Source organism: Kribbella sp. NPDC026596 (assembly GCF_040638415.1).
Taxonomy (GTDB): Bacteria; Actinomycetota; Actinomycetes; order Propionibacteriales; family Kribbellaceae; genus Kribbella.
Genome location: NZ_JBEZYF010000004.1, coordinates 23,660 through 49,008 on the forward strand (window position 1 = coordinate 23,660; position 25,349 = coordinate 49,008).

The window sequence follows — 25,349 nt, forward strand, 5'->3', positions numbered from 1 at the left end:
AGGAGCTCACCAGATGCGCCGCTGGACTGTAGTCAGGACGATCGGGTCGGCGATCGCGGTTGTGGTCGTGATCGGGGCGCTGTACCAGCTGCCCGCCAGCCCGTTCGCCCGCCACGGCTACCCGGATCGCCGCTCCGCGGAAACCGGCTCGGTCGGTACTACGTCAGGTGCTGTCCAGCAGAGGCGCGCCGACCCGGTGGAACGGTCGTCCTCCGCGCCGCCGGTGAAGCCGCAACCGGTGATCACCTATCCCGTGGCAGGGACCCGCTCGTACGCCGTTCTGCCCGGCAACCCGGCCGTGATCGGGCGCGCCGGGCGGCTGATGACGTTCCAGATCGCGATCGAGGGCGGGATCACCGGGATCGACCGAACCGGGTTCGCTCAGTTCGTGCGAGCGACGTACGGCGCGCCGCAGGGATGGGCCTCACACGGGCTGTGGCGGTTCCGGCAGGTCGGGCCGGGACAGGACCCGGACTTCACGCTGATGCTGGTCACGCCCGAGACGCGCGACTCCATCTGTGGCGCGGTGCCGGATCGCTACACCAGTTGCCGGATCGGCGATCGCGTCGTGCTCAACGTCGCCCGGTGGGCGCACGGCGTACCGAAGTACGGTGCGCCGCTCACGACGTACCGGCAGTACATGATCAACCACGAGACCGGGCACCGGCTCGGCCGCGGGCACGAGCTGTGCCCGGGGCCTGGCCGGCCGGCGCCGGTTATGCAGCAACAGACGCTCGGTCTGCACGGCTGTACGCCGTACGCGTGGCCGTATCTCGACGGCGTCCGCTACACCGGGCGCTTGGGTCAGTACGACGACCCGGTTCCTCAGTCCTGAATGATCGAGACGACGTTGCCCGCCGGGTCCTTGAACCACGCGATCAGCGGGCCCTCATCGCCGCCGCGGACGATGCCGAGCTCGTCGTGCTGGTCGCTGTACCGTTCGAAGGTGACGCCCCGCGCGATCAGCTCCCGCGCGGTCGCCTCGATGTCCGTGACCGGGAAGTTGAGGACCGTGTACTCCGCCGGCACGTGATTCTCCTTCGGATAAACCAGCACCGGGTTGCCCCCGGCGATGTTCAGCCGCAGCATCCCGTTGGCCTCACCAACATCCAGCCCAAGCGTCTGGCTGTAGAACGCCTTGGCCGCCGGGATGTCATCCACCGAAAACCCACTGAACGCCTTCGTGTCCTTGAACATCTGATGTCCTCCTCGCTTGCCTGACATCAGTTACGTCGACACCGCCGACGCGATTTCGACACTAGTTGTGCAGCGCGGCCTGCGGAATCGCCCGGTTGACGGCGGCGGCTACGGTGGCGGACTCGAGGCCGTCGGCGACGGTGTTGAGGAGGCGGACCAGAAGGGCGGCGTCGGTGGGGCCGAGGATGCCGGTGACGACGTCGAGGACGCGGACGGTCAGCCCGTCGAGCTGGGACAACCGGGCCTGACCCATCCCGGTGACCGTGAGCCGCGGCGTGGTCCGGACCATGCCGAGGGCTTCCAGGTCCGCGATCGCGAGCTCGGCCTCACCTGACGTGATGCCGACCTGGTCGGCCACCTCGTCCGGGGTGGTCCGGCCGTTGGAGATCGCGTTCAGCACCAGTGCGGCCGGCATCTTCATCCCGACCGCGTCCTGCAGACCGAGGATCAGTGGGTGAGCGTGGCCGCGAACGCGTTCGACCGCGTCCAGCAGCCGGAGCGCATCACCGACGTCCCCGATCAGCTGCTCGGTCTGCACGGCCTCGAGTCCGGACCGACCGCGCCGGTCAGGGGATTGAACGACCCCGCCGATCACCCGCTCGGGCACCGCCAGGGCCTTCGCCTCGACCACGGACCGAGGCTTGATTCCAGCGTCTTCGATGGTCACGCCTCCAGCGTACGGAGTGGTTCTGACAGCTCGGCGTGTCGTTCCTGAGGAAACCCTGTGAATCTGAAGACATCGATCATCTACCCTCGCGGACATGCAGCTGAGCGGGAAACGAGCACTGGTGATCGGTGGCGGTGGCGGCGGGATCGGCCGGGCGGTGACCGAGGCCTTCGGCAACGAAGGGGCGGCGGTCGTGGTCGCGGACCTCGACCCGAGCCGGGCCGAGGAGGCCGCCGAATCCGTGCGCAGGCAGGGCGGTACGGCGTACGCGGTGTCCGGCGACGTCCGTGTCGCGGCCGACGTCGAGGCGATGGTGGCCGGCGCGGTCGAGAAACTGGGCGGCCTCGACGTCCTGGTTACGGTGGTCGGCGGGCAGGTCGCGTTCGTACCCGCGGTCAAGCTGCACGAGATGGCCGACGAGGACTGGGACACCATCTACGAGGTCAACCTCCGCTACGTGGCGCGGGCGGTGCGCGCGGTGCTCCGCGTTTTCCTGGAGCAGGGTGGCGGCGGCACGATCGTCAGCGTCGGCTCGGTCACCGGTTTCATGGCTGCGCCGAAACAAGCGGCGTACGGCGTGATGAAGGCCGGCCTGCTCAGCCTGGCGCGGACCGTGTCCGCCGAGTACGCCCGTGACGGCATCCGGATGAACGTCGCCGCGGCCGGCGCGATCGCGACCGCGGTGGCGAACGCGGCCGTAGCTGCCGACGTGGTCGAGGAGATCCCGCTCGGTCGCTTCGGCCGGTCCGAGGAGGTCGCCGGTGCGGTCGTCTACCTCGCCTCGGACGCCTCCGGCTACATCACCGGCCAGCAGGTCGTCCTGGACGGTGGCGTCTCCGTCCGCGGCCCGTTCGACGAGTAATCACGACAGTCGAAGACCTGCTCGAACAATTGGGGTCTGCCCGGTTCCGGAAAAGTTTGCCCGGAGGCGGACAAATCGCGATCGGGGCGTGACTTAGCGTCTCGGTCCTCCGTTGGACCTGACGTGACGGTGAACACACGGCGCACCGACACCGCGCTCGCTCCGCGTCCCAGGCCGACCATTTCGAAAGACAGCCAGGAGGACCTGTGACAACCGCCACCGCCACCCAGACGTCCGAGCGCCGACGCGTCCGAGTCTGGTTCGGTGAGCACGTGATCGCCGACTACAACGCCGAGCCGGCGTTGGCCGAGCGGTACGCACACGCCATGAGCCGTCGGTTCGCCGGACTTCGGGTCACCAACGACCCGATGCCCGCCGTCGACCGGCTCCCCGACCCCCTGCCCGGCGAGCGCATGTGGGACGTAGCACCCCGCTGAGAAGAGCCCCCGGTCCCTTTCGCGTTCCGTTTCTCACCAGACAACCCACCCGGAACACGGCAAACGGGTCGAGAACCTCACCTCGATCACCTAAAGGCACCGGTCTAGTGCTCCTCGCCGGGTGTGCTTCGGCACCAGTGGCGCCCAGGCACGCACCTCGCGGCACTGGAGAGACATCCACGATGCTCCGCATCGAGGACGTCTCTCCAGCACCCCGATGCACGCACCTGGACGCCACTGGCACTCGAACCACACCCGGCGAGGAGCACGGGCGGCAAGCGAGTCTTGGGCAGTCTGCCCCTCGCTTGCCGCCAGTTCTCTGCAGTCAATGCGCCTGACAAAACTGAAAACGTCTCACCGTCCGCACCGGGTGCCCAAGTCCGGTGCGGACGTTTTCTTTACAGGTTCGCGTAGTACTCCGGCTTCATCTGGATGAGCTGGACGTAGTTGCCGTCCGGGTCGATCAGCGTGGCGAACCAGCCGACGCCGCGGTCCTCCGGGTGCACCAGCCACTCGACGTCCAGCGTGCGCAGGTGGGCGGCGGTCGCCTCGATGTCCTCGACGGCGAAGTTCACGATGAAGCGGCCGGGCTCGACGGTCTTGGTGGTGACGTCGTCGCGCTGCTCGATGACCAGGCCGAAGCCGCCGAGGTTCAGGTTCCCGTACCCGTCGACCTCAGCGTGGAAGCCGTCGCGGTACCACGCCTTCAACCGCTCCGGGTCGGTACTGCCGAGCAACATGCTGTTCAGAACGGGTCGAGCCACGATCTCTCCTCAGTCCACCGAGCTGCCGATCAGCTCACACACCCTGTACGTCGGAGCCCGCTCAGCCCTCTCGACATCCGGCGACGAACTCCTCCACGATCGGGCCGAGCACCCCGGGGTCGACGTCGTGCGGCTGACCGTCCATCGTCAGCCGCCGCCCGCGCGGCAGGAGGCCCGCCACGACCTGCGCGGTGTTGCGCCTCCACTCCCGGCTCTCCCCGCCGTCGATCACCAGCGCCGGCACGGTGATCGCGCTCGCCCAGTGATCCGGAATGCTGAAGTCGCCCATCAGCAGGACGTCGTACGCGAGCGTCGGCGCCAGCGCCTCCAGCTCCTTCCACAGCGGAGCCGTTCGCATCGGCGCGACCACCTCGGCCGGCATCTCCACGGCCGTGACCAGGAACAGCTCGGTCGCATCGCCGTACCGGTCCTGCCCGACCAGCTCCTGCAGCCGCTCCGCCAGGTCCAGCGGCACGGATCGCGTGTCGTCGATGATGAACGGCGGCTCGATCAGCAGCAGCCCGCGGATCGGCACACGCCGCGCGGCCGCCTCCGCTGCGAACACGGCACCCGTCGAAACCCCCAGCGCATACGCCGAACCGCCCACCAGCTCGACCACCGCCGCGAGATCCTCCAGCTCACGCTCGACCGCCCACGGCTGCACGTCACCACTGTCACCACGCCCACGCCGGTCGTACGTCGCCACCGTGAACCCGCCCGCCAGTCGCTTCGCCAGCGGGATGAACGTACGCCGGTCGTTCAACGCCCCACCGACGAGCACGATCGCCGGCCCGCTGTCGCCGTACACCTCGACGACGATCGGCGTACCGTCCGCCGACAGCACGGTCTCGACTCGCGGCCTCATTGCCGTCGGCAACGACCGCTGTGACGTGGCCGGGCCGTACAGACCGCCCAGGTAGGCGAACAGCTCGCTGTGCCCGTAGAGCCGCGGCTCGGTGTGCTGCGCCAGGCCCTCGAAGTAGCGCTCGTATCGCCGCCGCACGATCTCGACCTCGTCCGCCTCCTCCAGCCGCTGCAGGCAGAACGCGCGGACTGTTTCGAGCAGCCGATACCGCGATCCCGAGGTCCCGTCGACGCGGACCACGAGGGAACGATCGACCAACCTGCTCAGCAGTTCCGCGACGTCGGCCACCGGTACGTCGTCACCCGTGCAGACAGCCTCGGCCGCGGCGAGCGTGCACCCGCCGGGATGTGGAGCGAGCCGGCGCAGTACCGCTTGCTCGCGATTGCCGAGGAGATCCCAGCTCCACTCGACCATCGACGACAAGGTCTGCTGGCGATCCGGCAGACCGCGCTGCCGGTACCGATCGTCGAACCGGTCGGCCAGGTCGCGAACATCCATTGCACCCACCCGGCTCGCGGCCAGCTCCAACGCGAGCGGCAGCCCGTCCAGCCGCTCGCACAGAGCCACCACCGCGGCGGTGTTGTCGCCAGTGAGCCGGAAGCGTGGATCGGCGGCCGACGCGCGGGCGACGAAGAGCTGCACTGCCGTGCTGTCGGCCGGGTCGCTCCCGGCCACCGGGAGGTCAAGCGGCGGCACCGGGTAGCGGTGTTCGGCCGCGACGGAGAGCGGCTCCCGGCTGGTAGCGAGGATCCGCACACCGGGCAGCTCACGCAGCAACCGGTTCACCACCTGCGAGGCGGCCTCGATCACGTGCTCGCAGTTGTCGAGCACCACCAGCACGTCGGCGCCAGCCTCGACGGCGATGTCGACCAGGTCCGACACCGCGCCGGCGCCGGGTTCGATCGTGGCGTCGACCAGGTCCGACACCGCGTCCGCGTCGGCGCCCGGATCAAGAGTCGCCAGGTCGACCAGCCAAACCCCGTCGTCCGGAACGCGGCGGGCAGCCGCCAGCGCGAGGCTCGTTTTGCCCACGCCGCCCGGGCCGGTCAATGTCACCAGCCGCGATGTCTCGAGCTGCACCACCACCTCGTCCACCGCGGTGTCCCGGCCGATCAGCTCGGTCAGCGCGGCCGGCAGGTTGGTCCTACGCTGCGCCGACGCCGTTGGTTCCGACGTCAGGATCGTCTGATGTAGCGCAACCAGGTCGGCACCCGGATCCAGCCCGAGCTCCTCGCGCAACCGATCGCGCAGCGAGGCATAGCTCTCCAACGCCTCCGCCTGCCGACCGGCCTGATGCAACGCCTTCATCTGTACGGCGCGCAACCGCTGACGCAACGGGTTGCGGGCAACGAGCTCGGCCAGCTCCGCGACCAGTTCCTCGTGCTCACCCAGGACGAACCGGGCTTCGGCGTACGCCTCCTGCACCGCCAACCGTTCCTCGTCGAGCCGATCGATCGCAGCCCGGGCGAACGCGTCCGCCGCGACATCGCCGTACGCCGGACCGCGCCACACCGTCAGCGCGTCAGCCAGAGTCGCCGCACGCATCCGGGCATTGCCGGTCTGCCGGGCCCGAGCGGCCAGCGCACGGAAGCGCCCCGAGTCCATCGCCTCGGGCGCAACCGAGATCAGATACCCGGCCGGGCTCGTCTGGACCAGCTCACGGGCACCCGGCTCGGCGTCGTCGAGCGCGCGACGCAGCTGGGACACCCGAGTCTGCAAGGTCGCGGTCGGATTGACCGGGAGCTCATCACCCCACAAGTCGTCGATCAGCGTGGCCGCGCCCACCGGACGCCCGGCGTGCAACAGTAGATCGGCCAGCAACGCCCGTACCTTCCGATCCGGCAGCCGCACGGCCTGACCGTCATCGGTCCACGCGGCAACAGGTCCCAGTACGCCGAAACGCATGCGGGCAGCCTAAGTCCAAAGAGTTTCCAAAGGGGCCGATCGCAGGCTGGCCGGCATGACAACCAGTACGCAGCAATCGGCACCGTCACTCCTGCTCGCGGGCGCGCTCGCCGGCCCGCTGTACGTCGGCATCGGGACCGTCGAGGCGATCGTCCGCGACGGGTACGACATCCGCCGGCACTCCCTCAGCCTGCTCGCGAACGGCACCGGCGGCTGGATCCACTCCACGATGATGGTCGTCACCGGCCTGCTCACCGTCGTCGGCGCGCTCGCCCTCCGCGGCGGCGGACTCCAGTCGCGCTGGGCCTGGGGCGGCATTCTCGTGTACGGCGCCGGCGTGGCAGCCGCGGGACTGATGCGCGCCGACCCGGCCGACGGCTTCCCGATCGGTACGCCGCTCGGACTCCCGGAGACCGTTTCGTGGCACAGCTTCGGTCACGTCATCGCCGGGTTCATCGGCTTCATCGGCCTGATCGTCGCCTGCTTCGTCCTCGCCCGCAGGCTCGGTCGCGACAACGATCGCGCCTGGTCCCGCTTCTCGCTGATCACCGGCATCGTTTACGTCCTCAGCGTGGTCGGTCTGGGCGCCGGTGCCGGCACGACGGCCGGAAACCTGGGCTTCACCGTCGCCGTCATCCTGGGCTGGGCCTGGTTGACTCTGTTGATGATCCGCACCCGCACGGAGGAGATCCGATGAAGTTCACCGCCGAGCTCGAGTCCAGCGGCAAGAACACGGCCGGCTTCGTGGTTCCGGCCGACGTCGTCGAGGCCCTCGGCGGCGGCGCGCATCCCAAGGTCAGCGTCACCGTCAACGGGTACACGTTCCGTACCTCGATCGCCCGGATGGGCGGCCGGTTCATGCTCGGCTTCAGCGCGGAACGCCGTACCGAGGCCGGTGTCACCCCGGGCGAGGTGCTCGACGTCGAGGTGGAGCTCGACACGGCTCCGCGCGAGCTCGACGTTCCCAAGGAACTGACCGCGGCGCTGGCCGCGGACGCGAAGGCCAAGGAGTTCTGGGACACGCTGAGCTACAGCAAGCAGCAGTGGCACGTCCTGCAGGTGACGACGGCGAAGACCGACGCGACCCGGGACCGGCGGATCGAGAAGTCGGTCGGGATGTTGCGCGAGGGCAAGGCGCGCTGATGCGGTTCATCGCCGTACTCCGGACTGCCGAGGCGCACGGATTCCCGCCACCGGAGCTGGCGGAGGGAATCGCCGCTCTGGGAGCGGAGGCAGCACGCCGCGGGATCCTCATCGACACGGCCGGATTGTTGCCTGCTGCAACGGCTGTCCGCGTCGGAGTCTCCGCCGGCGAACTGACGGTCACCGACGGCCCGTTCGACGACCCCGCACCGCTCGGGGCCTACGCGGTGTACGACGTGGCCACCCGCGACGAGGTCGTCGACTGGACCAAGCGTTTCATGGACCTGCACCGCCGCACCTGGCCCGGCTGGGAAGGCGAATCCGAGATCCGCCAGGTCTTCGGCCCGGAGTTCTGAGACTCTACGGTTGCGGTATGGGGTGGTGGCCGGACGGGGTGATGACGGGACCGCTCCGGCCTGAGCACACGCCCGCCGCGGTCGAGGTGGCGAACGCGATCGCCACGGCCGACGACAGCGGCGCGTACGTCGTCCTCGACGACCTCGTCGAGTCCCTCAACGAGGCGGAGTCCTTGGGCCTCTGGCTGGACCGCCGACTCGCGGGGTACGGCCTCGTCTTTCCGCCGGACATCGTGGACGGGCAGCCGATCGTCGCGGTCAAGGGCGGGATCGACCCGGCCTTCCGGCGTCGCGGTCTCGGTGGTCCGCTCCTTGATTGGCAGCTGCGAACAGCGGGGGAGCACGCGGAGCTGGTCGACGTCGGGGTCGAGGCAGACAACGCCGGTGGCCTTGCCTTGGTCGCATCCCGCGGGTTCCGGCCGGTCCGCTACTACCGCGTGATGCAGCGCTGGTACGACGATCGACTGGTGCAGGTGCCGTCACCGCCCAACGGCTTCGCGATGATCGCTTTCGAGCCGTCGTACGACGAGCGGCTGCGGCTCGCGTACAACGAGATCTTCGCCGGCCAGTGGGGAGTCCTGCCCCATGACGAGGACCATTGGCGGACCTGGTTCACCGGTCACCGCGCCTTCCGGCCGGACCTGTCGAGGGTCGTGGTCGCCGGGGATCGGATCGCGGCGTTCGCGCTGGGCTACGAATTCACGGTCGACACCGAGCACACCGGCGTACGCGAACTCTGGATCGGCCAGGTCGGCGCCCGCCCGGAGTACCGGGGCCGCGGGCTGGCCCGGGCGGCCATGAGCGGCGTACTGCGGGCTGGTCAGGAGGCTGGGTTCGAGCGGTCCTCGCTCGGCGTCGACGCGGACAATCCCACGAGTGCCTCCCGGCTGTACGACTCCCTCGGTTTCGTGATCGTGTCGAGCCAGATCCAGCACCGGCTCTCCCTCGTACGGCGGAGTGCCGACGGGTGATGTCCGTCGCGGGAGCGAGGCCCGCGGCCGGTCGGTGAGTCAGACTGGGGCCGTGGGTGGACTCGAGCGGCTCGGCATCCCGGGCCCACGGACCGTGGACCGGGTGATCGATGTCGCCGTGGTGATCGCGGTCGCGATCGCGTCCTCGGTGCCGTTCCTCGACCGCGCTCCGGGTGAGATCACCGTGCTCGGCCTGCTGCTCAACCTCGGGACCGTGATCCCGCTGCTGTGGCGGCGCCGGTGGCCGTTCGGGGTGATGGTGGTCGTCGGTACGGCCGCGACCCTGGTCTCGCTCCACCACCGGCCGGGGCAGTACCTCCAGTACGGCGGTCTGGTCGCGATCTACTCGCTCGCGAGCCTCGGCCGGAAGCGGTGGCAGCGGATCGGGCTGCTCGTCCTCATCCTGGTCACGTTTCCGCCGGCGTCCTTGCTGCTGAAGCACAACGACCTGGCCGAGTTCATGTTCACCTTCCTGCTCCCGGTCGCCGCCTTCTTGGCCGGATCGCTCGAACGCAGCCACCGCGAGCACGCCTCGGCGCTGCGGGAGCGGGCGAACCAGCTCGAACGCGAGCGGGTCGCCGAGGCCGCCCGCGCCGCAGCCGAGGAGCGCGCCCGGGTGGCCCGCGACATGCACGACATCCTCGCCCACGCGGTGAGCCTGATGGTCGTTCAGGCCGAGGCCGGTCCGGTGGTCGTCCGCACCGACCCGGACCGGGCCGAGCGAGCCTTCGACGCGATCGCCGACGCGGGCCGGGACGCGATGGTGCAGCTCAGGCGGCTGCTCGGCGTACTCAAGGCGGGTGAGGACCGGGCACCGCAGCCCACGCTGGCGTCGCTGCCCGAGTTGGTGCGCGACGTGACCTTCGAGGAGACCGGCGTACGTCGTCCCGTGCCGCCGGACACCGAGGTCGCGGTCTACCGGATCGTCCAGGAGGCGTTGACGAACACCGTGAAACACGCCCGCGCGACGCAGGTCGCCGTACGCCTGAAGTGGTCGACGGACGAGGTGGAGCTGTCGATCACCGACGACGGCGTCGGGGGCGAGGCGGCGCCGGGTGGGCACGGGCTGGTCGGGATCCGGGAACGGGCCGCGGCTTGTGGAGGTACGGCGGAAGCCGGGCCGCTGAGCGGTGGTGGGTTCGAAGTAAGGGCCAGATTGCCTTGTCTAGAAGGGGTTTCATGATCCGGGTGGTACTGGCGGACGACCAGGAGCTGGTCCGCAGCGGGTTCGCGATGATCCTCGAGGCGCAACCCGATATCGAGGTCGTCGGCGAGGCGGCCGACGGCGCCGAGGCGGTCTCGTTGGTGCGCTCGCTGGCCCCGGACGTCGCTCTCCTCGACGTCCGGATGCCCCGCGTCGACGGGCTGGCCGCGGCCCGGACGATCTGCGCGAGCACCCCGGCGAAGGTGGTCATGCTCACCACCTTCGACTCCGACGACTACGTGTACGACGCTCTGTACGCCGGGGCGAGCGGGTTCCTGCTGAAGGACGTCCGGCGGGACGATCTGGTCCACGCCGTCCGCGTCGTCGTGGCCGGTGAGTCGTTGCTCGCACCCAGTGTCACGCGGCGCCTGATCGCCGACCTCACGCGCAACCGGCCGCGGACCACCCCGGCCGCGGCCCTCGACGTCTTGACCGGCCGCGAGCGGGAGACTCTCGTCCTGCTCGCGCGCGGTCTGTCGAACGCGGAGATCGCGACGGCCCTCACGGTCAGCGAACACACGGTCAAGACCCATGTCAGCAACACGCTGACCAAGCTCAACCTGCGTGACCGGGTCCAGGCCGTGATCGCGGCGTACGAGACCGGCCTCGTCACTCCCACGAACCAGTAGGTGCCGCAAGCTCCCTCTCGTCGGCGATGTGCGGCCGCGCGCAGTTGCCGAGGCTCGAGGTATGAAGAAACTCGGCATCACCGCCGGTGGCCTATTCGTTGCCTACGGCATCATCCGCCTGATCGACGGCGCGAACGGCGACCGCGGCCCTGGACTGGCCTGGACCAGCGGTCACCTCCTGTTCCTGGTAGGTCTGCTGCTGTTTGGCGCCATCCTCCTGCTCGCCCGGCGTACTCTCACCCGGCGCCGCTCACTCGCCACCGCGGCCGTGGTCGTCGGCCTCATCGGCGTCGCGGCCTTCGTCCGCGTCATCCTGACCGACCTGATCGTCGGCTTCCGCGCTGAGGACCACGCGGACATGTCGCGCGTCAGGCTCGAGTACGACGGTTGGCCGGGCCACCTGGCCATCTACGAGCCGCTCCAGGCGCTGGGCCCGATCCTGTTCCTGGCCGGCCTGCTGAGCCTCGCCGTACTCCTGACCCTCGAACACCACCTGACGATCTGGTCGCCGGTGCTCCTGCTGGCCGGCTTCATCGTGATCAGCGCACAGCTGGATCTGATGCCGCTGGGTGGAGCGATGCTCGGCGCGGCGTTCGCGATCAGCAGTACGACCGGCACCCGCGATCGACGCCGTATGAGCGCCGCGTCTTCGCGGTCAACGTGACCGGCGAAAGCCAGCCGCCGTCGTGCCAGCTGTTGAGGAACGCCTGCGGCGGCACGACACCACGCCGGATCCACCACTTACCCGCGGTCGTCGGCCAACTGATCGCAAAATGCAGATGCGGCGGGGTGACGCGAGCACTCCCGGTCTTCCCCGTCAGCCCAAGCGTCTGCCCAGCCCGCACGGCCACCCCAGGCCGGATCTCCGCCGCGATCGCTGACAAGTGCGATCCGTAGTACCGCACCCCATCAACTCCCACGACCGACACAGACAACCCACCCCGCTCGGCCCCCACGTTCGTCTTCGGATCCCACCGATCCACCCGCGTCACCTCGTCAACCCGCCCGTCCACCGGGGACACGAACTTGCATCCGGCCTTCGCAAAGATGTCCGACGCCGGGTAGTCGTGATGCTCCTGCGAAGCATCCGCCCGGCACCCCGCGATCGGGAACGTGTACCGCGGCGGAGCCTGGATCGTCGGGGTCGGAGTCGGTATCGGGCTCGCGGGCGGTGGCGGGCTCGGGGTCGGGCGCCGGGTCAGCGAGGCACTTGGCGTCGGAGACGGACTCGCGGGAGCCGGACCTGCCTGGTCGCCCTCGGTGGTCGCGCAACCGGTGACCGCGGCGAGTGCCACAGCCACCAGCCAGACCATCCGGGCCGAACGCATCGCCACAGCGTACGCCGAGCCGCTCCTGCGAACGGGTCGCACAAGGGCTGAATGGTTCATCGGGACAACACCTGGTGGTCATCAGAACGGGCGATGATCCCGGCGGATTTCCGCCGGCCAGGAGGACGCACACATGGGGCACTCGCACGACCACTCGCACGGTCATGGTCATGGGCATGGGCATGGTCACGGGCACAGTCATGGGGAGGACCATCACCACCCGAACGGCGAGCTGGACGCGTCGACGTTGGCGGCGTTGGACGAGTCGGTGCCGGACAGTGACTTGTCGCCGGCCGAGGTGACCCGGCGGGGGTTGTTGCGGTCGGCGGGCATCCTCGGAGGTACGGCGGCGCTCGCGGTCAGTGGCGCGCAGTTCGCGGCGGCGACCGCGCCGAAGGACGGGTTCGTGTTCAAGCACGGCAACCGCCCGAACGTCTGGCTGGCCGGCGACCACCACATCCACACCCAGCTCAGCTCCGACGGCATGTACCGGGTGATCGACCAGGCTCGGCACGCGGCGGCGTTCGGCCTGGACTGGCTGGTGATCACCGACCACGGCGGCGCGACGCATGCCCGGATCGGCGTCGACCTGGTCAACCCGCAGATCAAAGCGGCCCGCGCGGAGCTGCGCGACACGCTGATCTTCCAGGGACTGGAGTGGAACATCCCGGCCGCCGAGCACGGCACGGTCTTCGTCGCCCCGGGCAGCCGCGAGGTCGACGTACTCAAGCAGTTCGAGAACAGCTACGACGGCAGCGTGAACAACGCGGGCGCGAACTCGCCCGCCAACGAGGCGCTCGCGGTGTCCGGCATCCAGTGGCTCGGCCAGCAGGTCGACAAGCGCCGGGTCGCGGACGCGCTGTTCCTGGCCAACCACCCGGCTCGCAACGGCATCGACAGCCCGCACGAGATTCGCAACTGGCGCGACGCCGACCCGCGGATTGCGGTCGGGTTCGAGGGCGCGCCCGGCCACCAGGCCGGCGGTCTGCCGAAGGGGATCGGCGCGGGCGGCCCGCGCGGCCTCTACGGCAACGCGCCGAACCCGAACTCCTTCCCCGGCTACCCGGCCGAGAGCTACCGCACCTGGGGCGGCTTCGACTGGATGACGGCGACCGTCGGCGGCCTGTGGGACAGCCTGCTCGCTGAGGGCAAGCCGTGGTGGATCAGCGCCAACTCCGACTCGCACGTGAACTGGAACGAGACCTCCCGCCGCCCCGACGGCTCCTCCCAGGAGCAGTTCGACCGCGACGGCCGCTACATGGACCCGGTCTACGGCAACGCGGTCAACTCGACCGCGAGCGACTTCTGGCCGGGCTTCTACAGCCGGACCCACGTCGGCGCCGACCGGCGCGACTACCTGTCGGTGATGGAGGGCCTGCGCAACGGCCGCGTCTGGGTCGACCACGGCGCGTTGGTCAAGGGTGTCGAGGTCGAGGTCCGCGAGGTCGGCAAGCGGTACGGCGAACCGCTCGGTGGCGCGCTGGTGGTGCGCAAGGGCCGGCCGGTCGAACTCGTCGTACGCATCACCACGCAGACCATCCCGAACTGGGCGAACTTCGTCCCGACGCTGAAGCGAGTCGACGTGATCATGGGCTCGGTGACCGGCCCGGCCAGCGATCGGGACACGTTCACCACACCGAACACGAAGGTCGTCAAGCAGTGGGACACCTCGGGCAAGCGCGGCACCTTCGAGCTCGTGTACCCGCTGGGCAAGGCGGAGGAGGCGCAGTACGTGCGCGTCCGCGGTTCCGACGGGCACCGTAGTCAGCCCGGATACCTCGGTGCGGCGGTCGACCCGGCCGGACCCCAGCTCGACGTGGTCGGCGATGCGGACCCGTGGGTCGACCTGTGGTTCTACACCAACCCGATCTGGGTGCTGCCGAAGTAAGGACCTGACGTGATCATCGCGATCGACGCGGACAGCCAGGACACGGCCGCGGCCGACCACCTGCTGTACGACCTGCTCGACGCCGTGGACCAGCCGGTCGTCGCCTGCACTCACATGATTCCAACTATGGTGTTAGGCGCCGACCGCCCACATGTGGCGGTGTCACTGACCAGCACCGCCGACCTCGCCGAACCGATCCGGTCGGCCGTCGCCGGGCGGGACGTCGGTCTGGCGATCACGCGACCTGGTGCCTCCGAGCCGGAGCTGGCCGGCCCGAGCCGTCTCGTCCGCGGCGCGTACGTCGCCGCCGTCGAAGCAGCCCTCGGTACGACGGGACGCGTGGTCCGCTGGCCCGGTCACGAGCTGGGCCACGGCGTCCTGCCCGCCGCCGAGCTCCGCACCCGCTGCGGCATCGACCACCTGGAAGGCCTCGGCGGTGTGTCCATCGAGGACGACACGTTGATCGACACGCTCGACTTCCTCCGCCCACTACGCCGCGACGGCCGCCTGGTCCTCCAGGTCCAACCAGCCGCCGGCGACCTACTCATCCCCTTCGAACTCCAACACCAACAGAAGTGCTGCGCCGACCACTGACGCACAGCGAGCTACTGTCGGAGAATGGGCAGTAAGACCGGAAAGTTCCTCGGCGTCCCGTACGACTGGCGACGCCCGACCTTGGACCGGACAAGGTCACGCTGGTGGAATCCCGACGACCCGCGGTTGTTCACGCCGAAGGTCCTCGGCTGGGGCTACGACCTCAACTTCGCCCGGCTCTTCGGCCGGCATCCGAAGAACTAGCTCCACGCAGTCGAGTCCCGCAGGACGTCGGGCAACTCGCCGATGACGCCTAGTCGTTGGGTGCAGCGGGTGAGGGCGACGTAAAGGTCGCGGAGGCCGCGGGGTGACTCGATCACGATGCCGTCGGGGTCGACGACCAGGACGGAGTCGAACTCGAGGCCCTTCGCCTCGCGGGCACTGAGGACCGTGACGCCGGTGAGGTTCGCGACCGCCTCCTGGACGAGTTCGAGCCGGCTGCGGGACGTGATGATCCCGACCTGTCCGTACTGCGTCTCCTCGGCGGCGATCTTGTCGACGTACAGCGCCTGCTCCGGCGCGGGTACGTCGGCGTGCCACGGCTTCACGCCGGTCGACCGTACCGACTGTGGTGCCCGCGCCGACGGGTCGACGTCGCGCAGGACATCACCCGCGAGATCCATCACCTCGGCCGGGGTGCGGTAGTTCAGGGTGAGCTCGGCCAGCCGCCAGCGATCGCCGAACGTCTCGCCGAGTGCGGCCGACCAGCTCGTCCCGCCGCCGATCGCACCGGTCTGCGCGACGTCGCCGACCACGGTCATCGAGCGCAGCGGACAGCGGCGCGCGATCGCCCGCCACGCCATCGGGGTCAGCTCCTGCGCCTCGTCCACGATCACGTGCCCGTACGTCCAGCGCCGATCGGCCGCGGCCCGATCCGCGAGCGTGCGGTCGTCGTCCGCCTCGTACCGCTCGGCCAGCGCCTCGGCGTCGAGGATGTCCTTCGCGGTCAGGATCTCCGCGTCGTCGTCATCGTCGAAGTCGGTCGAACCCGAACCGGACAGCACGTCGAGCGCGCCCTGTGCGTAGGCGACCGCCCGCGCACGGGCCGCCCGTTCGCGCGCCGCTTCCGTGCCGTCGTCGCCGAGCAACTCGGCTGCCTCGTCGAGCAGTGGCACGTCGGACGGACTCCAGTCATCGCCGTACCGCAGGAGATGCTCCCGCTCGAGTGCGCTCAACTGCGGCGCGGCCAGCGCCAGCCGGTCCTCGTCGCCGTACAGATCCTCGAGGAGCTTTCGCGGGCTGAGCAGTGGCCAGAGCTGATCGAGGAGCGCCTGGATCGCGGGCTCGGCGGTCACCTCCTTGCGCAGCTCGGCGAGGTCGTACTCATCGAGGATCATCTCGCCGTCGAGAGGGTCGATCCCGATCAGCTCGGCGTACTGGTTCGTCAGGTGGTCGACCATCTCGGTCAGGAAGAACGGGCGGGCCTGGTTGTGGGTGAGGTTCCGGTTGCGGGCCCTGGTCTGCGCTGCCAGGCAGACGGACGGTTCGAGGCGGAGCTCGGTCCGGTCGACGGTGACGTGGATCGGGCGGTCCGGGAGCCACTGCCGGTCGGCGACCGCCTTCGCGACCACCTCGGCCATCACCGTGCGGCCCTTGACCTCGGCGCTCTCCGGCGTCTCCGGCCGGGTCGCGGTCAGGCCCGGGTACAGCTCGGCGATCGTGACCAGGCGGACGCCGTCCTCGCCGAGTGACGGCAGCACCTGGCCGATGAACCGCAGGAACGCCGCATTCGGCCCGACGACGAGAATTCCGCGCTTTTCCAGTTGCTCACGATGCGTGTAAAGCAGAAATGCGGCCCGGTGCAACGCGATCGCGGTCTTTCCGGTCCCCGGACCGCCCTGGACGACCAGGATTCCGGGCAGCTCGGAGCGGATGATCCGGTCCTGGTCGGCCTGGATCGTCTGCACGATCGACTCCATCCGGCCGGTCCGGCGGGCCTCCAGCGCCTTCATCAGGACGGCCTCGCCGATCACACCGGTGCCGGGCTTGGACGCGTCCGCCGCGTCCCGCTCCAGGTCGAGTTGCTCGTCCTGGACGTCGACGACTTTCCGCAGCCGGGTCTGGATGTGCCGGCGCCGGACGATGCCGTGGTTCGCCACCGCGGTCGCGACGTAGAACGGCCGCGCGGCGGGGGCACGCCAGTCGACCAGCAGGGGTTCGTAGTCCGCGTCGTGCAACCCGATCCGCCCGAGGTGCAGGATCTCGCCGTCGGCGCTGTCCAGGCGGCCGAAGTACAGCCCCTCCTCGGCCGCGTTCAGCCGGGCCTGGCGCAGCTTGAGATCACGGATCCGGCCGTCGCGCTGGTGCAGGGCCTGGGCGTTGCGGGTCTGGACCAGTTGGGCGTCGTTCGCGCGCTGTTCGGCTCGCTCGCGCTCGGCGTCCAGCGCGGCGTAGAACGTGGTCAGGTGCGCCTGTTCGGCGTGGACCGGATTCGGCAATTCCTACCCCTTGTGTTAAAATGCGTCCCGTTGGTTATCAGGCCACATTTCGGTATTTCCAGTGGCAGCCAACAAATCCTTGAGTTTATCTCCTCCAGCGGCTTTTCTGTACCGTGCTCTGTCCTGGGATCGCCCCCGTGGTGCACCATCGGGGGATGGTGTCCCACTACATCGTCCCGCCGTACCTGCTCGAGCAGCTCGCGAGCACCGTGGACGACCCCAACCTCCGTGCCCGGTTCCGGCAGTCGCTGCAGCACGACGCCGTACTGCGAACACGCCCCGCCGCCGGGCTCGGTCGGGCGACCGAGGCCGGCGGCCTGCAACGCGCTGTGTACGACGCTGCGCACGAGACGAACCTGCCCGGCACTCCGGCCCGCGCCGAAGGTGAGGACCCGGTCCAGGACGAGGCCGTGAACCAGGCGTACGACGGGACCGGCGCGACCTGGAAAATGTTCAGCGAATGCTTCCGCCGCGACTCGATCGACGGCCAGGGACTCGTGCTCACGTCGACCGTGCACTACGACCGTGGGTACTCGAACGCGTTCTGGGACGGCGCGCAGATGGTCTTCGGTGACGGGGACGGCGAGATCTTCGCCGGCTTCACCGGGTCGGTCGATGTCACCGGACACGAGCTCACCCACGGCGTCACGCAGTACACCGCGAACCTCGCGTACGAAGGCCAGTCGGGCGCACTGAACGAGAGCATCTCCGACGTCTTCGGCTCCCTCGCCAAGCAATATCACCTCGGCCAGAGCACCGAAGAGGCCGACTGGCTGATCGGCGCCGGCCTGTTCATGCCCACAGTCCAGGGCGTCGCACTCCGCTCGATGAAGGCCCCGGGTACGGCGTACGACGACCCGCGGCTCGGCAAGGACCCACAGCCCGACCACATGTCCGGCTACATCGAGACCGAGAACGACAACGGCGGCGTTCACCTGAACTCCGGCATCCCCAACCGCGCCTTCTACCTGACCGCCGCGGCCATCGGCGGCAACGCGTACGACGACGCCGGCAAGATCTGGTACACCACCCTGACCTCGGGCGGGCTCTCCGAGACCAGCACCTTCCAAGACTTCGCCGAGGCAACCCAGGCCAGCGCACGCCAGCTGTACGGCGAGGACTCCGACCAACTCGCCGCCGTCACCGAGGCCTGGCAAACCGTCGGCGTCCTCCCCGGCGCGACCTCCGACGAACCTGAGACACTCGAAGAACCTGAGACCACCGCTCAGCCCGATCTCATGTCCGCTGCCCAAACCGAGCTGCAACCCAGCACCCCACCCTCCCTGCCGCCCACAGTGAAAGACGAGGATTGACCTCAAGTGTTGTTGAGGTATTAGCGTCGCCCGCGTGACTGTTCATCCGCTGCGGCTGGCGCTGCTGACGCGCAACCTGGACGCCGGGCGGTTCGGGACGCTGGTCACGCAGTGGTTCGCCCAACAGGTCGAGCGCAGCGACGAGTTCAAGTTCGATCTGGTCGATCTGAACGCAGTCGGCCTCGCGGACCTGCCACGCCGGATCGATGATGCAGACGCGGTGGTGATCGTCACGGCGGAGTACAACCACGCGTATCCAGGCGACCTGAAGACGGCGATCGACGCCGTACGGCGGCCTTGGTACGGCAAGCCGGTCGCCTTCGTGGTGTACGGCGGCCGATCGGGCGGCCTGCGTGCGGCCGAACAGCTCCGCCTGGTCTTCGGCGAGCTGCACGCGGTCACGATCCGCGACACCCTCGGCTTCCACGAGACGGACTTCACTCGGGCCGGCGAGCCGGTCGACCCCACGACGCCGGGTGCCGCCGCCGCACTGCTCCGTCAGCTCGCCTGGTGGGCGCGCTGTCTCCGTGACGCTCGAGCGCAAACGCCGTACCCGGAATAGGTCGCGATCGATCGCGGTTGCTGATTGAACGTGACAGCCGAACCGATGCCCCTGTCCGTGCTCGACCTCTCGCCGGTGCCGACAGGCTCGCGGCCGTCGCAAGCGCTGCACGAGACGCTCGAACTGGCCCGCACCGCCGAGGCCGCCGGCTACCACCGGTACTGGCTGGCCGAGCACCACAACATCCCCAGCGTGGTCAGCACGAGCCCTGAGGTGATGATCGCGGCCGTCGCCGCCGCCACCTCCAGCATCCGGGTCGGCTCCGGCGGCATCATGCTGCCGAACCACTCACCGCTCAAGGTTGCCGAGACGTTCCGCGTCCTGGCCGGTCTGTATCCGGACCGCATCGACCTCGGCATCGGCCGAGCCCCCGGCACCGACCAGCGCACCGCGCTCGCCCTGCGTCGCAGTCGGGAGGCGCTCGGCGCCGACGACTTCACCGAGCAGTACGCCGAACTCCGCGCGTACGCCGAAGGCTTCCCGGCCGGCCACCCCTTCGAGCCGATCTCGGCCCAGCCGGACGACGTACCGCTGCCGCCGGTCTGGATCCTCGGATCCAGCACGTACGGCGGTCAGGCGGCCGCCATCCTCGGGACCGGGTTCGCGTACGCCGGTCACTTCGGAACCCTCGATCCGGCCGGTGTCATCTCGGAGTACAAGACGAACTTCCAGCGGTTCGAGCACGAGTCCGAGCCGCACGCGATCCTCGCGCTCGCCGCGATCGTCGCGGACACCGAGGAGCGGGCTCAGCAGCTCGCCCGCGCCAACGCGCTGTCGATGCTCCGCCTCCGCTCCGGCCGCCCGGGCCCGCTGCCGTCCCCGGAGGAGGCCGAGGCGTACCCGTGGTCGGACGGCGAGCTCGCCGCCGTCGAGGAGTGGGCCGGCCTTGTCTCCGTCGGCACCCCCGAGCAGGTGGTCGCCGACCTGAGCCGCCGAGCGAACTCGGCCGGCGCCGACGAACTCATCATCACGACCAACATCCACGACCCGGCGGAGCGCCGTCACTCGTTCGAGCTCCTGGCCGGCGCCTGGGGCCTGAAGCCGCGCTAGCCCCCAGCACCCCGGACGTGCTCGAAGATCAGGCTCGTCTCGGCGTGCACCACGGCTGGATCCGCCGTCAGGTGGTCCAGCACGAATTCGCGCAGCGCGTCCGGTGACGCCGCTGACACGTGCAGCAGGTAGTCGTTCGCGCCACTGACGTGAAAGAGCGACAGCACCCCCGGTAGCCCTGGGACCTTGCGACGGAACCGGTCGATCTCGTCGCGTGAGTGCGCGCCGATCCGGATCGCGACCAGCGCCTGCAGCGGCTGCCCGAGCGCGCCCAGATCCACGTCGGCGTGGAACCCGCGGATCACTCCGCGCTCGCGCAACGAACGCACCCGCGTCAGGCAGGTCGACGGCGCGATACCGGTCGCCTCGGCGAGGGCGTTGTTCGGCATCCGGCCGTCGGCGGCGAGCAGCCGGACCAGCTCCCGATCCACTTCGTCGAGCCCGCCGGGCAGCGGCCGCGGGGCCGGTCCGGGGCTCCGACGATCCTTCGGCATGGCACCACTGTAGAGCGCGTCCACAGAATCCACAGCGTGTGGACAGGCCTGTGGATGAACTTTCTTCGGAACTATTGCACTCAATCCGCAGAAGATTCCATCCTCGACCTCGACCGCAGCTGTGGAGGAGGCCCCATGACCCAGTTCGACACCCGGTCGGTGCACGCCGGCCGCGACGACCTGACCGCGCTCGGCGTCCACGTTCCGCCGATCGACCTGTCCACGACCTACCCGCTCCCCTCGGTGGACACCGGCGGGACGTCGTACGACGCACTTGCGGAGGGCCGCGGTCCGGACGGCGGCAGCCTCGTCTACCAGCGGCTGTGGAACCCGACCGTCGCTCGCTTCGAGGACGCTCTGGCCGAGCTCGAGCACTGCGACGGCGCGGTCGCGTTCGGCTCCGGCATGGCCGCGCTCACCGCCTCCCTCCTCGCTGCTGTCGCCGCTGGCCGTCCACATGTGGTCGCCGTACGACCGCTGTACGGCGGTTCCGACCACCTGTTATCCACAGGCCTCCTGGGGACAACGGTCACCTGGGTCGCGGCCACGGACGTCGGCTCGGCGGTCCGGGCCGACACCGGGCTGGTGATCGTGGAGACGCCGGCCAACCCGACCGTGGACCTTGTGGATATCTCGGCGGTGGTGCGCCAGGCGGGCGACGTACCCGTGCTGGTGGACAACACCTTCGCGACCCCGGTCCTGCAGCAGCCGGCGCGGCACGGGGCGAGCCTGGTGTTGCACTCGGCAACCAAGTACCTCGGTGGTCATGGCGACGTCATGGGAGGCGTCGTCGCGGCCCGCGTGGAGTGGGTCGGCCGGCTTCGGCAGATCCGCGCGGTGACAGGTGGTCTGCTGCACCCGTTGGCGGCGTACGAACTGCACAGGGGACTGCAGACGCTGCCGGTTCGAGTACGGGCGCAGCAGGCCACCGCCATCAAAGTCGCCGACTGGCTCTCGGCTCAGCCCGCCGTCGAGCGGGTGTATTACCCGGGACTGTCCGACGCGCAGGGACTCATCGGCCGCCAGCAAGCCGGCCCAGGCGCGGTCCTGGCCTTCACCCTCGCGGACGGCTACCCCGCCGCCGTCCGCGTCGCCTCGTCCCTCCGCCTGATCACCCACGCGGTCTCACTCGGCGGCGTGGACACCCTGATCCAGCATCCGGCGGCAGTCACCCACCGCCTGGTCGCCCCCGAGGCCAAGCCGCCCGAAGGCCTCCTCCGCCTCAGCCTCGGCCTCGAAGACCCAGAGGACCTCACATCTGATCTCCAGCAGGCATTTAGCCAGGTACTGCGACCGGTCGGGTGAGAACCCGGTCGATGATGCCGTACTCGCGGGCGGCCTCAGGGGTGAACCAGCGGTCCCGGTCGAAGTCGGTGGTGATGCGGTCGAGCGACTGCCCGGTGCGGTCGGCGATCAGGTGGGCGAGGTCTTCCCGCGCCTTGATCGCTTGTTCGGCCTGCACCTTGATGTCGCTCGCCGTACCTCCCATGCCACCGGTCGGCTGATGCATCATGATCCGTGCGTGCGGCAGCGCGTACCGCTTCCCGGGCGTGCCACACGTCAGCAGCACCTGCCCCATCGACGCGACCATCCCCATCGCGTACGTCGCCACGTCGTTGCTGATGAAGCTCATCGTGTCGTAGATCGCCAGCCCGGCCGACACGGAGCCGCCGGGGGAGTTGATGTAGAGCGAGATGTCCGCCTTCGGGTCCTCGGCGTTCAGCAGGATCAGCTGGGCGCACAGCGCGTTGGCGTTCTCGTCCTTGATCTCGTCGCCGAGGACGAGGATGCGCTGCCACAGCAGTCGCTCGTAGATGTGCCGGTCCAGGTTGTTCGGTAGCTCGCTCATGCTCCCCAGCCTGCGGGCGGAGCGTCCGGAAGTGGTCAGGAATCTGCCCGTGGCAGATCTGCCCACTGCAGACCCGGCCGGGATGGCACACTCGATACAGGACATCCGGAGGCGAGGAGGGCCACGACGTGTTGCTACGCCAGGTGATCGGGAACGTCTTCCGCCGGTTGCGGCGCGAGCGGGGGATCACCCTGCGCGAGCTCGCCGAGCTGGCTCAGGTGTCGGTGCCCTACCTGTCCGAGATCGAGCGCGGCCGCAAGGAGCCGTCCTCGGAGATCCTCGCCGCGATCTGCCGCGCCCTGGACCTCGAGCTGACCGACCTGCTGGCCGAGGTGCAGTTCGACCTCGCCACCGCGGTCCGCGCCAGGCTGCCGATCCACCTCCAGACCGCGTCCATCCGGGTCGAGCAGTCGTCCCCGCACCGCATCCCGTCGTCTCCGCACGCGCACTCCGCTTCCGCCCAGGCATTCGCCCTGGTCGCTTAGTTGGTGCACTGGTACGAGAACGCGGCCGCCCGATCCTGGCGTACGGCGCCTGCACCGGCGGAGGTACTGGCGTTCCACCAGAGCCTCCCCGGCTACCGGCCGACCCCGCTGACCGCTGTCCCGTCGCTGGCGTCCGGGCTCGGCGTCGGCCAGGTCCTGGTGAAGGACGAGTCGCACCGGCTCGGCCTGCCCGCGTTCAAGGCGCTCGGAGCGTGGTGGGCGATCCACCGTGCGCTCCAGGATCGCCCTGGTCCGGTGGAGCTCGTCACCGCGACTGACGGCAACCATGGCCGGGCCGTCGCGCGCCGGGCCGCGATGCTCGGTCTGCCGTCCCACGTGTTCGTCCCTGATGTGGTGAGTGACGCGGCGATCGACGCAATCCGGTCCGAGGGAGCCACGGTGACCGTCGTACCCGACTCGTACGACGCCGCGGTCGCCGAGGCAGCGTCGTACGCCTCGGAGGACCGGTTGTTGATTCAGGACTCGGCGTGGCCTGGGTACGAGGTGGTGCCGCAGCACATCGTCGACGGGTACTCGACTTTGTTCCGGGAGATCGACGTACAGCCCGATCTGGTCGTCGTACCCATGGGAGTGGGCTCGATCGCCCAGGCCGCCGTCACCCACTACCGCAGTGGTCCGATCACACCCGCCGTGCTCGGAGTCGAGCCCGCCACCGCGTCCTGCGTCACCACCAGCCTCCTGGCCGGTGAACTGGTGACTGTGCCTACTGGCAAGACGGTCATGGCCGGCCTGAACTGTGGCACGCCATCCACCCTCGCCTGGCCCGTACTGCGCTCAGGCCTCGACTACGCGGTCACCGTCTCGGACGAGGAGGCTTTGCGGGCCGCGGACGACCTGAAGGCATCCGGCATCTCCTCAGGCCCGAGCGGCGCCGCCACCCTCGCCGGCCTCCGCGCAGCCCGCAACCGCCTGGCCCTCGCCCCGGACACCACAGTCATCCTGATCAACACCGAGGGCGTAGCTGCGGGGGTGCTTTCGTGAAGTACGTGGTCAGGTTCCCGGTGGACGATCGGGAGTTGTCGACGTTGCATGCGCTCGCGTTCGAGAGCGAGCTCGAGGTCAGTGCGTGGGCGGAGCGGCTGGAGCGGTGGGCGCTGACCTGGGTGGGGGCCTTCAGCAACGATCAGCTGGTCGGGTTCGTGCAGGTGTGCTGGGACGGCGGTGCGCATGCGTTCGTACTGGACACCGCCGTCCATCCGGATCACGGTCGGCAGGGGATCGGGAAGCAGCTCGTGCTGACCGCGGCCGAGGAGGCCAAAGCCGCCGGGTGTGAGTGGTTGCATGTCGACTACGAACCGCACCTGAAGGCCTTCTACGAGGACGCGTGCGGCTTCCGGCCGACCGACGCCGGGCTGCTCAAACTCCGATAGCCGTCAGGCGCTCGGTCGAGATACACGAGGTCAGGCAGCGTTCCTTCTGGTCGCCCAGGAGATCCGCGGTCCACGTGGTGAAGCCGCCGTCGCCCAGCTCGGACCCATCACGGCCAATGCCCAGCGCCGTACCGGAGTAGTAGTTCGCGCTCTTCGTCCGCTCGGTGTCCTCGGCGAGCTCGACCTTCAACGCCGGACGAACCGTGTCATCGATCCGCTCGCGCACTGCCGACGGCGTGAACACAGTGAAGCTGAGGTCGGCCCCATCGCCCAGCACGTCGTGCCAGAAGCGCAGGTGATCGATCAGCAGCTCCGCCTCGGTCCGCCCCGAGCCGGTGTCCCGCGCACTCGACACCAGGACGAACAACTCGAAGTGCGCGAACATCCCCGGTCCGTCGACCGCCTGCGCGCGTACCACCCGCTGGCACGCGGCCAGGTCGACCCGGGTCTGTCCGGCCCGACGCCGTACGGCGGCCTCGATCGCGAGCTCGTTGGTCGGGTCGCTGGCGACCTCGGTCCCGCGGATCGTGCTGAGCACCTGGTGCTGGTTGATGGTCGCCATCGCCGAACTCGTGCCGAGCGGTGTCACCGGCGACAGCTCGACGCCCGCGAACTTCGCGGGCAGCCGCTCCCAGAGGTGCTGGTGAGTCTTCGCCAGCCGGCGCGGATCGGTGGTCGACGGCCGGACGAACCGGTCCTGCTGCCACCGCTGCAGCAGCCTGGCCGGCGTCACCTTGGCGGCGCGCTCGCGACTCACGTCCAGCAGCACCGACTGCAGCTCGGACTGGCTCAACTCGTCGACGAGGGCGTCCCGGCTGCCATCCGGCAACTTCGCCCAGAACCGCGCGCTCACATCTCCCATCGCCCCACTGTGACGGAACGCGGTCTCCCGGCGCTCCCCAATTAGCTCTGTACCTACTAGTATGTTCGGCATTCGACCGAGAGGGTGGACGCTGT

Annotated in this window: 29 protein-coding genes; 20 read left to right on the forward strand and 9 right to left on the reverse strand. The window is 69.4% G+C overall.

Annotated features, from left to right (window positions below):
• Nucleotides 1–13 precede the first annotated feature (13 nt).
• Entirely contained in the window at nt 14–835 is an 822-nt protein-coding gene (locus AB0E63_RS04135) for a DUF3152 domain-containing protein (RefSeq protein WP_360361058.1), read from the forward strand.
• Here the strand turns inward: AB0E63_RS04135 and AB0E63_RS04140 are convergent.
• Together AB0E63_RS04140 and AB0E63_RS04145 are read right to left on the reverse strand one after the other, a co-directional pair.
• Nucleotides 826–1,197: a VOC family protein gene (locus AB0E63_RS04140; protein ID WP_360361061.1), complete on the reverse strand. Its 372-nt coding sequence runs from the start codon at nt 1,195–1,197 to the stop codon at nt 826–828. The genes AB0E63_RS04135 and AB0E63_RS04140 overlap by 10 nt on opposite strands.
• Before the next feature lie 61 nt (nt 1,198–1,258).
• Entirely contained in the window at nt 1,259–1,864 is a 606-nt protein-coding gene (locus AB0E63_RS04145) for a MarR family transcriptional regulator (RefSeq protein ID WP_360361064.1), read from the reverse strand.
• A gap of 94 nt (nt 1,865–1,958) precedes the next feature.
• On the opposite strand from AB0E63_RS04145, the gene AB0E63_RS04150 reads away from it, so the two are divergent.
• Together AB0E63_RS04150 and AB0E63_RS04155 are read left to right on the forward strand one after the other, a co-directional pair.
• On the forward strand, nt 1,959–2,726 hold the full coding sequence (locus AB0E63_RS04150; protein WP_360361067.1) for an SDR family oxidoreductase: 768 nt from the start codon (nt 1,959–1,961) through the stop codon (nt 2,724–2,726).
• A 206-nt stretch (nt 2,727–2,932) separates the two neighbouring features.
• Nucleotides 2,933–3,163 carry a hypothetical protein gene (locus AB0E63_RS04155; protein ID WP_012924486.1) on the forward strand — a complete coding sequence of 77 codons (231 nt, stop codon included), beginning with the start codon at nt 2,933–2,935 and terminating at the stop codon, nt 3,161–3,163.
• Nucleotides 3,164–3,561: 398 nt separating this feature from the next.
• On the opposite strand, the gene AB0E63_RS04160 is transcribed toward AB0E63_RS04155, so the two are convergent.
• Nucleotides 3,562–3,927, reverse strand: a complete 366-nt coding sequence (locus tag AB0E63_RS04160; protein ID WP_360361070.1) for a VOC family protein — start codon at nt 3,925–3,927, stop codon at nt 3,562–3,564.
• A 61-nt stretch (nt 3,928–3,988) separates the two neighbouring features.
• On the reverse strand, nt 3,989–6,697 hold the full coding sequence (locus AB0E63_RS04165) for a BTAD domain-containing putative transcriptional regulator (protein ID WP_360361073.1): 2,709 nt from the start codon (nt 6,695–6,697) through the stop codon (nt 3,989–3,991).
• 55 nt (nt 6,698–6,752) lie between these two features.
• Between AB0E63_RS04165 and AB0E63_RS04170 the strand changes: the two genes are divergently transcribed.
• From AB0E63_RS04170 to AB0E63_RS04200, 7 genes are all read left to right on the forward strand, one after another.
• On the forward strand, nt 6,753–7,394 hold the full coding sequence (locus tag AB0E63_RS04170; RefSeq protein WP_360361076.1) for a DUF998 domain-containing protein: 642 nt from the start codon (nt 6,753–6,755) through the stop codon (nt 7,392–7,394).
• Nucleotides 7,391–7,840, forward strand: coding sequence for a YdeI/OmpD-associated family protein (locus AB0E63_RS04175; protein WP_360361079.1), 450 nt, complete (start codon nt 7,391–7,393; stop codon nt 7,838–7,840). Before AB0E63_RS04170 ends, AB0E63_RS04175 begins: the two co-directional genes overlap by 4 nt.
• On the forward strand, nt 7,840–8,196 hold the full coding sequence (locus AB0E63_RS04180) for a hypothetical protein (RefSeq protein WP_360361082.1): 357 nt from the start codon (nt 7,840–7,842) through the stop codon (nt 8,194–8,196). Before AB0E63_RS04175 ends, AB0E63_RS04180 begins: the two co-directional genes overlap by 1 nt.
• Before the next feature lie 17 nt (nt 8,197–8,213).
• Nucleotides 8,214–9,167, forward strand: coding sequence for a GNAT family N-acetyltransferase (locus tag AB0E63_RS04185; protein ID WP_360361085.1), 954 nt, complete (start codon nt 8,214–8,216; stop codon nt 9,165–9,167).
• 52 nt (nt 9,168–9,219) lie between these two features.
• Nucleotides 9,220–10,350 (forward strand): histidine kinase, encoded by a 1,131-nt coding sequence (locus tag AB0E63_RS04190; RefSeq protein ID WP_360361088.1) that lies wholly within the window; start codon nt 9,220–9,222, stop codon nt 10,348–10,350.
• A complete protein-coding gene (locus tag AB0E63_RS04195) occupies nt 10,347–11,000 on the forward strand; it encodes a response regulator transcription factor (RefSeq protein WP_360361091.1) in 654 nt (217 codons plus the stop codon). Before AB0E63_RS04190 ends, AB0E63_RS04195 begins: the two co-directional genes overlap by 4 nt.
• 61 nt (nt 11,001–11,061) lie before the next feature.
• Nucleotides 11,062–11,664, forward strand: a complete 603-nt coding sequence (locus tag AB0E63_RS04200; RefSeq protein ID WP_360361094.1) for a hypothetical protein — start codon at nt 11,062–11,064, stop codon at nt 11,662–11,664.
• Here the strand turns inward: AB0E63_RS04200 and AB0E63_RS04205 are convergent.
• Nucleotides 11,600–12,328, reverse strand: coding sequence for a M23 family metallopeptidase (locus AB0E63_RS04205; RefSeq protein WP_360361097.1), 729 nt, complete (start codon nt 12,326–12,328; stop codon nt 11,600–11,602). The genes AB0E63_RS04200 and AB0E63_RS04205 overlap by 65 nt on opposite strands.
• Before the next feature lie 133 nt (nt 12,329–12,461).
• Here AB0E63_RS04205 and AB0E63_RS04210 point away from each other — a divergent pair, with 133 nt between their 5' ends.
• Genes AB0E63_RS04210 through AB0E63_RS04220 form a run of 3 tightly spaced genes read left to right on the forward strand, consistent with a single transcriptional unit; the run spans nt 12,462 to nt 15,014 of the window.
• Complete coding sequence (locus AB0E63_RS04210; protein ID WP_360361100.1) at nt 12,462–14,216, forward strand: histidinol-phosphatase; 1,755 nt, start codon at nt 12,462–12,464, stop codon at nt 14,214–14,216.
• 9 nt (nt 14,217–14,225) lie between these two features.
• On the forward strand, nt 14,226–14,810 hold the full coding sequence (locus AB0E63_RS04215) for a hypothetical protein (protein ID WP_360361103.1): 585 nt from the start codon (nt 14,226–14,228) through the stop codon (nt 14,808–14,810).
• 24 nt (nt 14,811–14,834) lie between these two features.
• Nucleotides 14,835–15,014, forward strand: coding sequence for a DUF5808 domain-containing protein (locus AB0E63_RS04220; protein ID WP_360361106.1), 180 nt, complete (start codon nt 14,835–14,837; stop codon nt 15,012–15,014).
• On the opposite strand, the gene AB0E63_RS04225 is transcribed toward AB0E63_RS04220, so the two are convergent.
• Nucleotides 15,011–17,248: an AAA family ATPase gene (locus tag AB0E63_RS04225; RefSeq protein WP_360361109.1), complete on the reverse strand. Its 2,238-nt coding sequence runs from the start codon at nt 17,246–17,248 to the stop codon at nt 15,011–15,013. The two genes, AB0E63_RS04220 and AB0E63_RS04225, sit on opposite strands and share 4 nt — an antisense overlap.
• A gap of 155 nt (nt 17,249–17,403) precedes the next feature.
• Here AB0E63_RS04225 and AB0E63_RS04230 point away from each other — a divergent pair, with 155 nt between their 5' ends.
• Genes AB0E63_RS04230 through AB0E63_RS04240 form a run of 3 tightly spaced genes read left to right on the forward strand, consistent with a single transcriptional unit; the run spans nt 17,404 to nt 20,173 of the window.
• Complete coding sequence (locus AB0E63_RS04230; RefSeq protein ID WP_360361112.1) at nt 17,404–18,561, forward strand: M4 family metallopeptidase; 1,158 nt, start codon at nt 17,404–17,406, stop codon at nt 18,559–18,561.
• A 34-nt stretch (nt 18,562–18,595) separates the two neighbouring features.
• Nucleotides 18,596–19,123 (forward strand): NAD(P)H-dependent oxidoreductase, encoded by a 528-nt coding sequence (locus AB0E63_RS04235; RefSeq protein WP_360361115.1) that lies wholly within the window; start codon nt 18,596–18,598, stop codon nt 19,121–19,123.
• Between the two features lie 30 nt (nt 19,124–19,153).
• Nucleotides 19,154–20,173, forward strand: a complete 1,020-nt coding sequence (locus tag AB0E63_RS04240; RefSeq protein ID WP_360361117.1) for an LLM class flavin-dependent oxidoreductase — start codon at nt 19,154–19,156, stop codon at nt 20,171–20,173.
• Here the strand turns inward: AB0E63_RS04240 and AB0E63_RS04245 are convergent.
• A complete protein-coding gene (locus tag AB0E63_RS04245) occupies nt 20,170–20,667 on the reverse strand; it encodes an Lrp/AsnC family transcriptional regulator (protein ID WP_360361120.1) in 498 nt (165 codons plus the stop codon). The two genes, AB0E63_RS04240 and AB0E63_RS04245, sit on opposite strands and share 4 nt — an antisense overlap.
• Before the next feature lie 135 nt (nt 20,668–20,802).
• On the opposite strand from AB0E63_RS04245, the gene AB0E63_RS04250 reads away from it, so the two are divergent.
• Nucleotides 20,803–21,972 (forward strand): PLP-dependent aspartate aminotransferase family protein, encoded by a 1,170-nt coding sequence (locus AB0E63_RS04250; RefSeq protein WP_360361123.1) that lies wholly within the window; start codon nt 20,803–20,805, stop codon nt 21,970–21,972.
• On the opposite strand, the gene AB0E63_RS04255 is transcribed toward AB0E63_RS04250, so the two are convergent.
• Nucleotides 21,944–22,516, reverse strand: a complete 573-nt coding sequence (locus AB0E63_RS04255) for an ATP-dependent Clp protease proteolytic subunit (protein ID WP_360361126.1) — start codon at nt 22,514–22,516, stop codon at nt 21,944–21,946. The two genes, AB0E63_RS04250 and AB0E63_RS04255, sit on opposite strands and share 29 nt — an antisense overlap.
• 128 nt (nt 22,517–22,644) lie before the next feature.
• On the opposite strand from AB0E63_RS04255, the gene AB0E63_RS04260 reads away from it, so the two are divergent.
• The 3 genes from AB0E63_RS04260 to AB0E63_RS04270 are packed head-to-tail and all read left to right on the forward strand — an operon-like array spanning nt 22,645 to nt 24,392.
• A complete protein-coding gene (locus AB0E63_RS04260) occupies nt 22,645–23,001 on the forward strand; it encodes a helix-turn-helix transcriptional regulator (RefSeq protein WP_360361129.1) in 357 nt (118 codons plus the stop codon).
• A gap of 3 nt (nt 23,002–23,004) precedes the next feature.
• A complete protein-coding gene (locus tag AB0E63_RS04265) occupies nt 23,005–24,003 on the forward strand; it encodes a pyridoxal-phosphate dependent enzyme (RefSeq protein ID WP_360361132.1) in 999 nt (332 codons plus the stop codon).
• Nucleotides 24,000–24,392, forward strand: a complete 393-nt coding sequence (locus AB0E63_RS04270) for a GNAT family N-acetyltransferase (protein WP_360361135.1) — start codon at nt 24,000–24,002, stop codon at nt 24,390–24,392. Before AB0E63_RS04265 ends, AB0E63_RS04270 begins: the two co-directional genes overlap by 4 nt.
• Here the strand turns inward: AB0E63_RS04270 and AB0E63_RS04275 are convergent.
• Nucleotides 24,379–25,254, reverse strand: a complete 876-nt coding sequence (locus AB0E63_RS04275) for a hypothetical protein (RefSeq protein WP_360361138.1) — start codon at nt 25,252–25,254, stop codon at nt 24,379–24,381. The two genes, AB0E63_RS04270 and AB0E63_RS04275, sit on opposite strands and share 14 nt — an antisense overlap.
• Between the last annotated feature and the right edge of the window lie 95 nt (nt 25,255–25,349).

What these genes read in the sequence shown, in the direction of transcription:
- AB0E63_RS04135 (WP_360361058.1), top strand. Translation starts at nt 14, where the DNA reads ATGCGCCGCTGGACTGTAGTCAGGACGATCGGGTCGGCGATCGCGGTT.
- AB0E63_RS04140 (WP_360361061.1), bottom strand. Translation starts at nt 1,197, where the DNA reads ATGTTCAAGGACACGAAGGCGTTCAGTGGGTTTTCGGTGGATGACATC.
- AB0E63_RS04150 (WP_360361067.1), top strand. Translation starts at nt 1,959, where the DNA reads ATGCAGCTGAGCGGGAAACGAGCACTGGTGATCGGTGGCGGTGGCGGC.
- AB0E63_RS04165 (WP_360361073.1), bottom strand. Translation starts at nt 6,697, where the DNA reads ATGCGTTTCGGCGTACTGGGACCTGTTGCCGCGTGGACCGATGACGGT.
- AB0E63_RS04170 (WP_360361076.1), top strand. Translation starts at nt 6,753, where the DNA reads ATGACAACCAGTACGCAGCAATCGGCACCGTCACTCCTGCTCGCGGGC.
- AB0E63_RS04175 (WP_360361079.1), top strand. Translation starts at nt 7,391, where the DNA reads ATGAAGTTCACCGCCGAGCTCGAGTCCAGCGGCAAGAACACGGCCGGC.
- AB0E63_RS04180 (WP_360361082.1), top strand. Translation starts at nt 7,840, where the DNA reads ATGCGGTTCATCGCCGTACTCCGGACTGCCGAGGCGCACGGATTCCCG.
- AB0E63_RS04185 (WP_360361085.1), top strand. Translation starts at nt 8,214, where the DNA reads ATGGGGTGGTGGCCGGACGGGGTGATGACGGGACCGCTCCGGCCTGAG.
- AB0E63_RS04195 (WP_360361091.1), top strand. Translation starts at nt 10,347, where the DNA reads ATGATCCGGGTGGTACTGGCGGACGACCAGGAGCTGGTCCGCAGCGGG.
- AB0E63_RS04200 (WP_360361094.1), top strand. Translation starts at nt 11,062, where the DNA reads ATGAAGAAACTCGGCATCACCGCCGGTGGCCTATTCGTTGCCTACGGC.
- AB0E63_RS04205 (WP_360361097.1), bottom strand. Translation starts at nt 12,328, where the DNA reads ATGCGTTCGGCCCGGATGGTCTGGCTGGTGGCTGTGGCACTCGCCGCG.
- AB0E63_RS04210 (WP_360361100.1), top strand. Translation starts at nt 12,462, where the DNA reads ATGGGGCACTCGCACGACCACTCGCACGGTCATGGTCATGGGCATGGG.
- AB0E63_RS04220 (WP_360361106.1), top strand. Translation starts at nt 14,835, where the DNA reads ATGGGCAGTAAGACCGGAAAGTTCCTCGGCGTCCCGTACGACTGGCGA.
- AB0E63_RS04230 (WP_360361112.1), top strand. Translation starts at nt 17,404, where the DNA reads ATGGTGTCCCACTACATCGTCCCGCCGTACCTGCTCGAGCAGCTCGCG.
- AB0E63_RS04245 (WP_360361120.1), bottom strand. Translation starts at nt 20,667, where the DNA reads ATGCCGAAGGATCGTCGGAGCCCCGGACCGGCCCCGCGGCCGCTGCCC.
- AB0E63_RS04250 (WP_360361123.1), top strand. Translation starts at nt 20,803, where the DNA reads ATGACCCAGTTCGACACCCGGTCGGTGCACGCCGGCCGCGACGACCTG.
- AB0E63_RS04255 (WP_360361126.1), bottom strand. Translation starts at nt 22,516, where the DNA reads ATGAGCGAGCTACCGAACAACCTGGACCGGCACATCTACGAGCGACTG.
- AB0E63_RS04275 (WP_360361138.1), bottom strand. Translation starts at nt 25,254, where the DNA reads ATGGGAGATGTGAGCGCGCGGTTCTGGGCGAAGTTGCCGGATGGCAGC.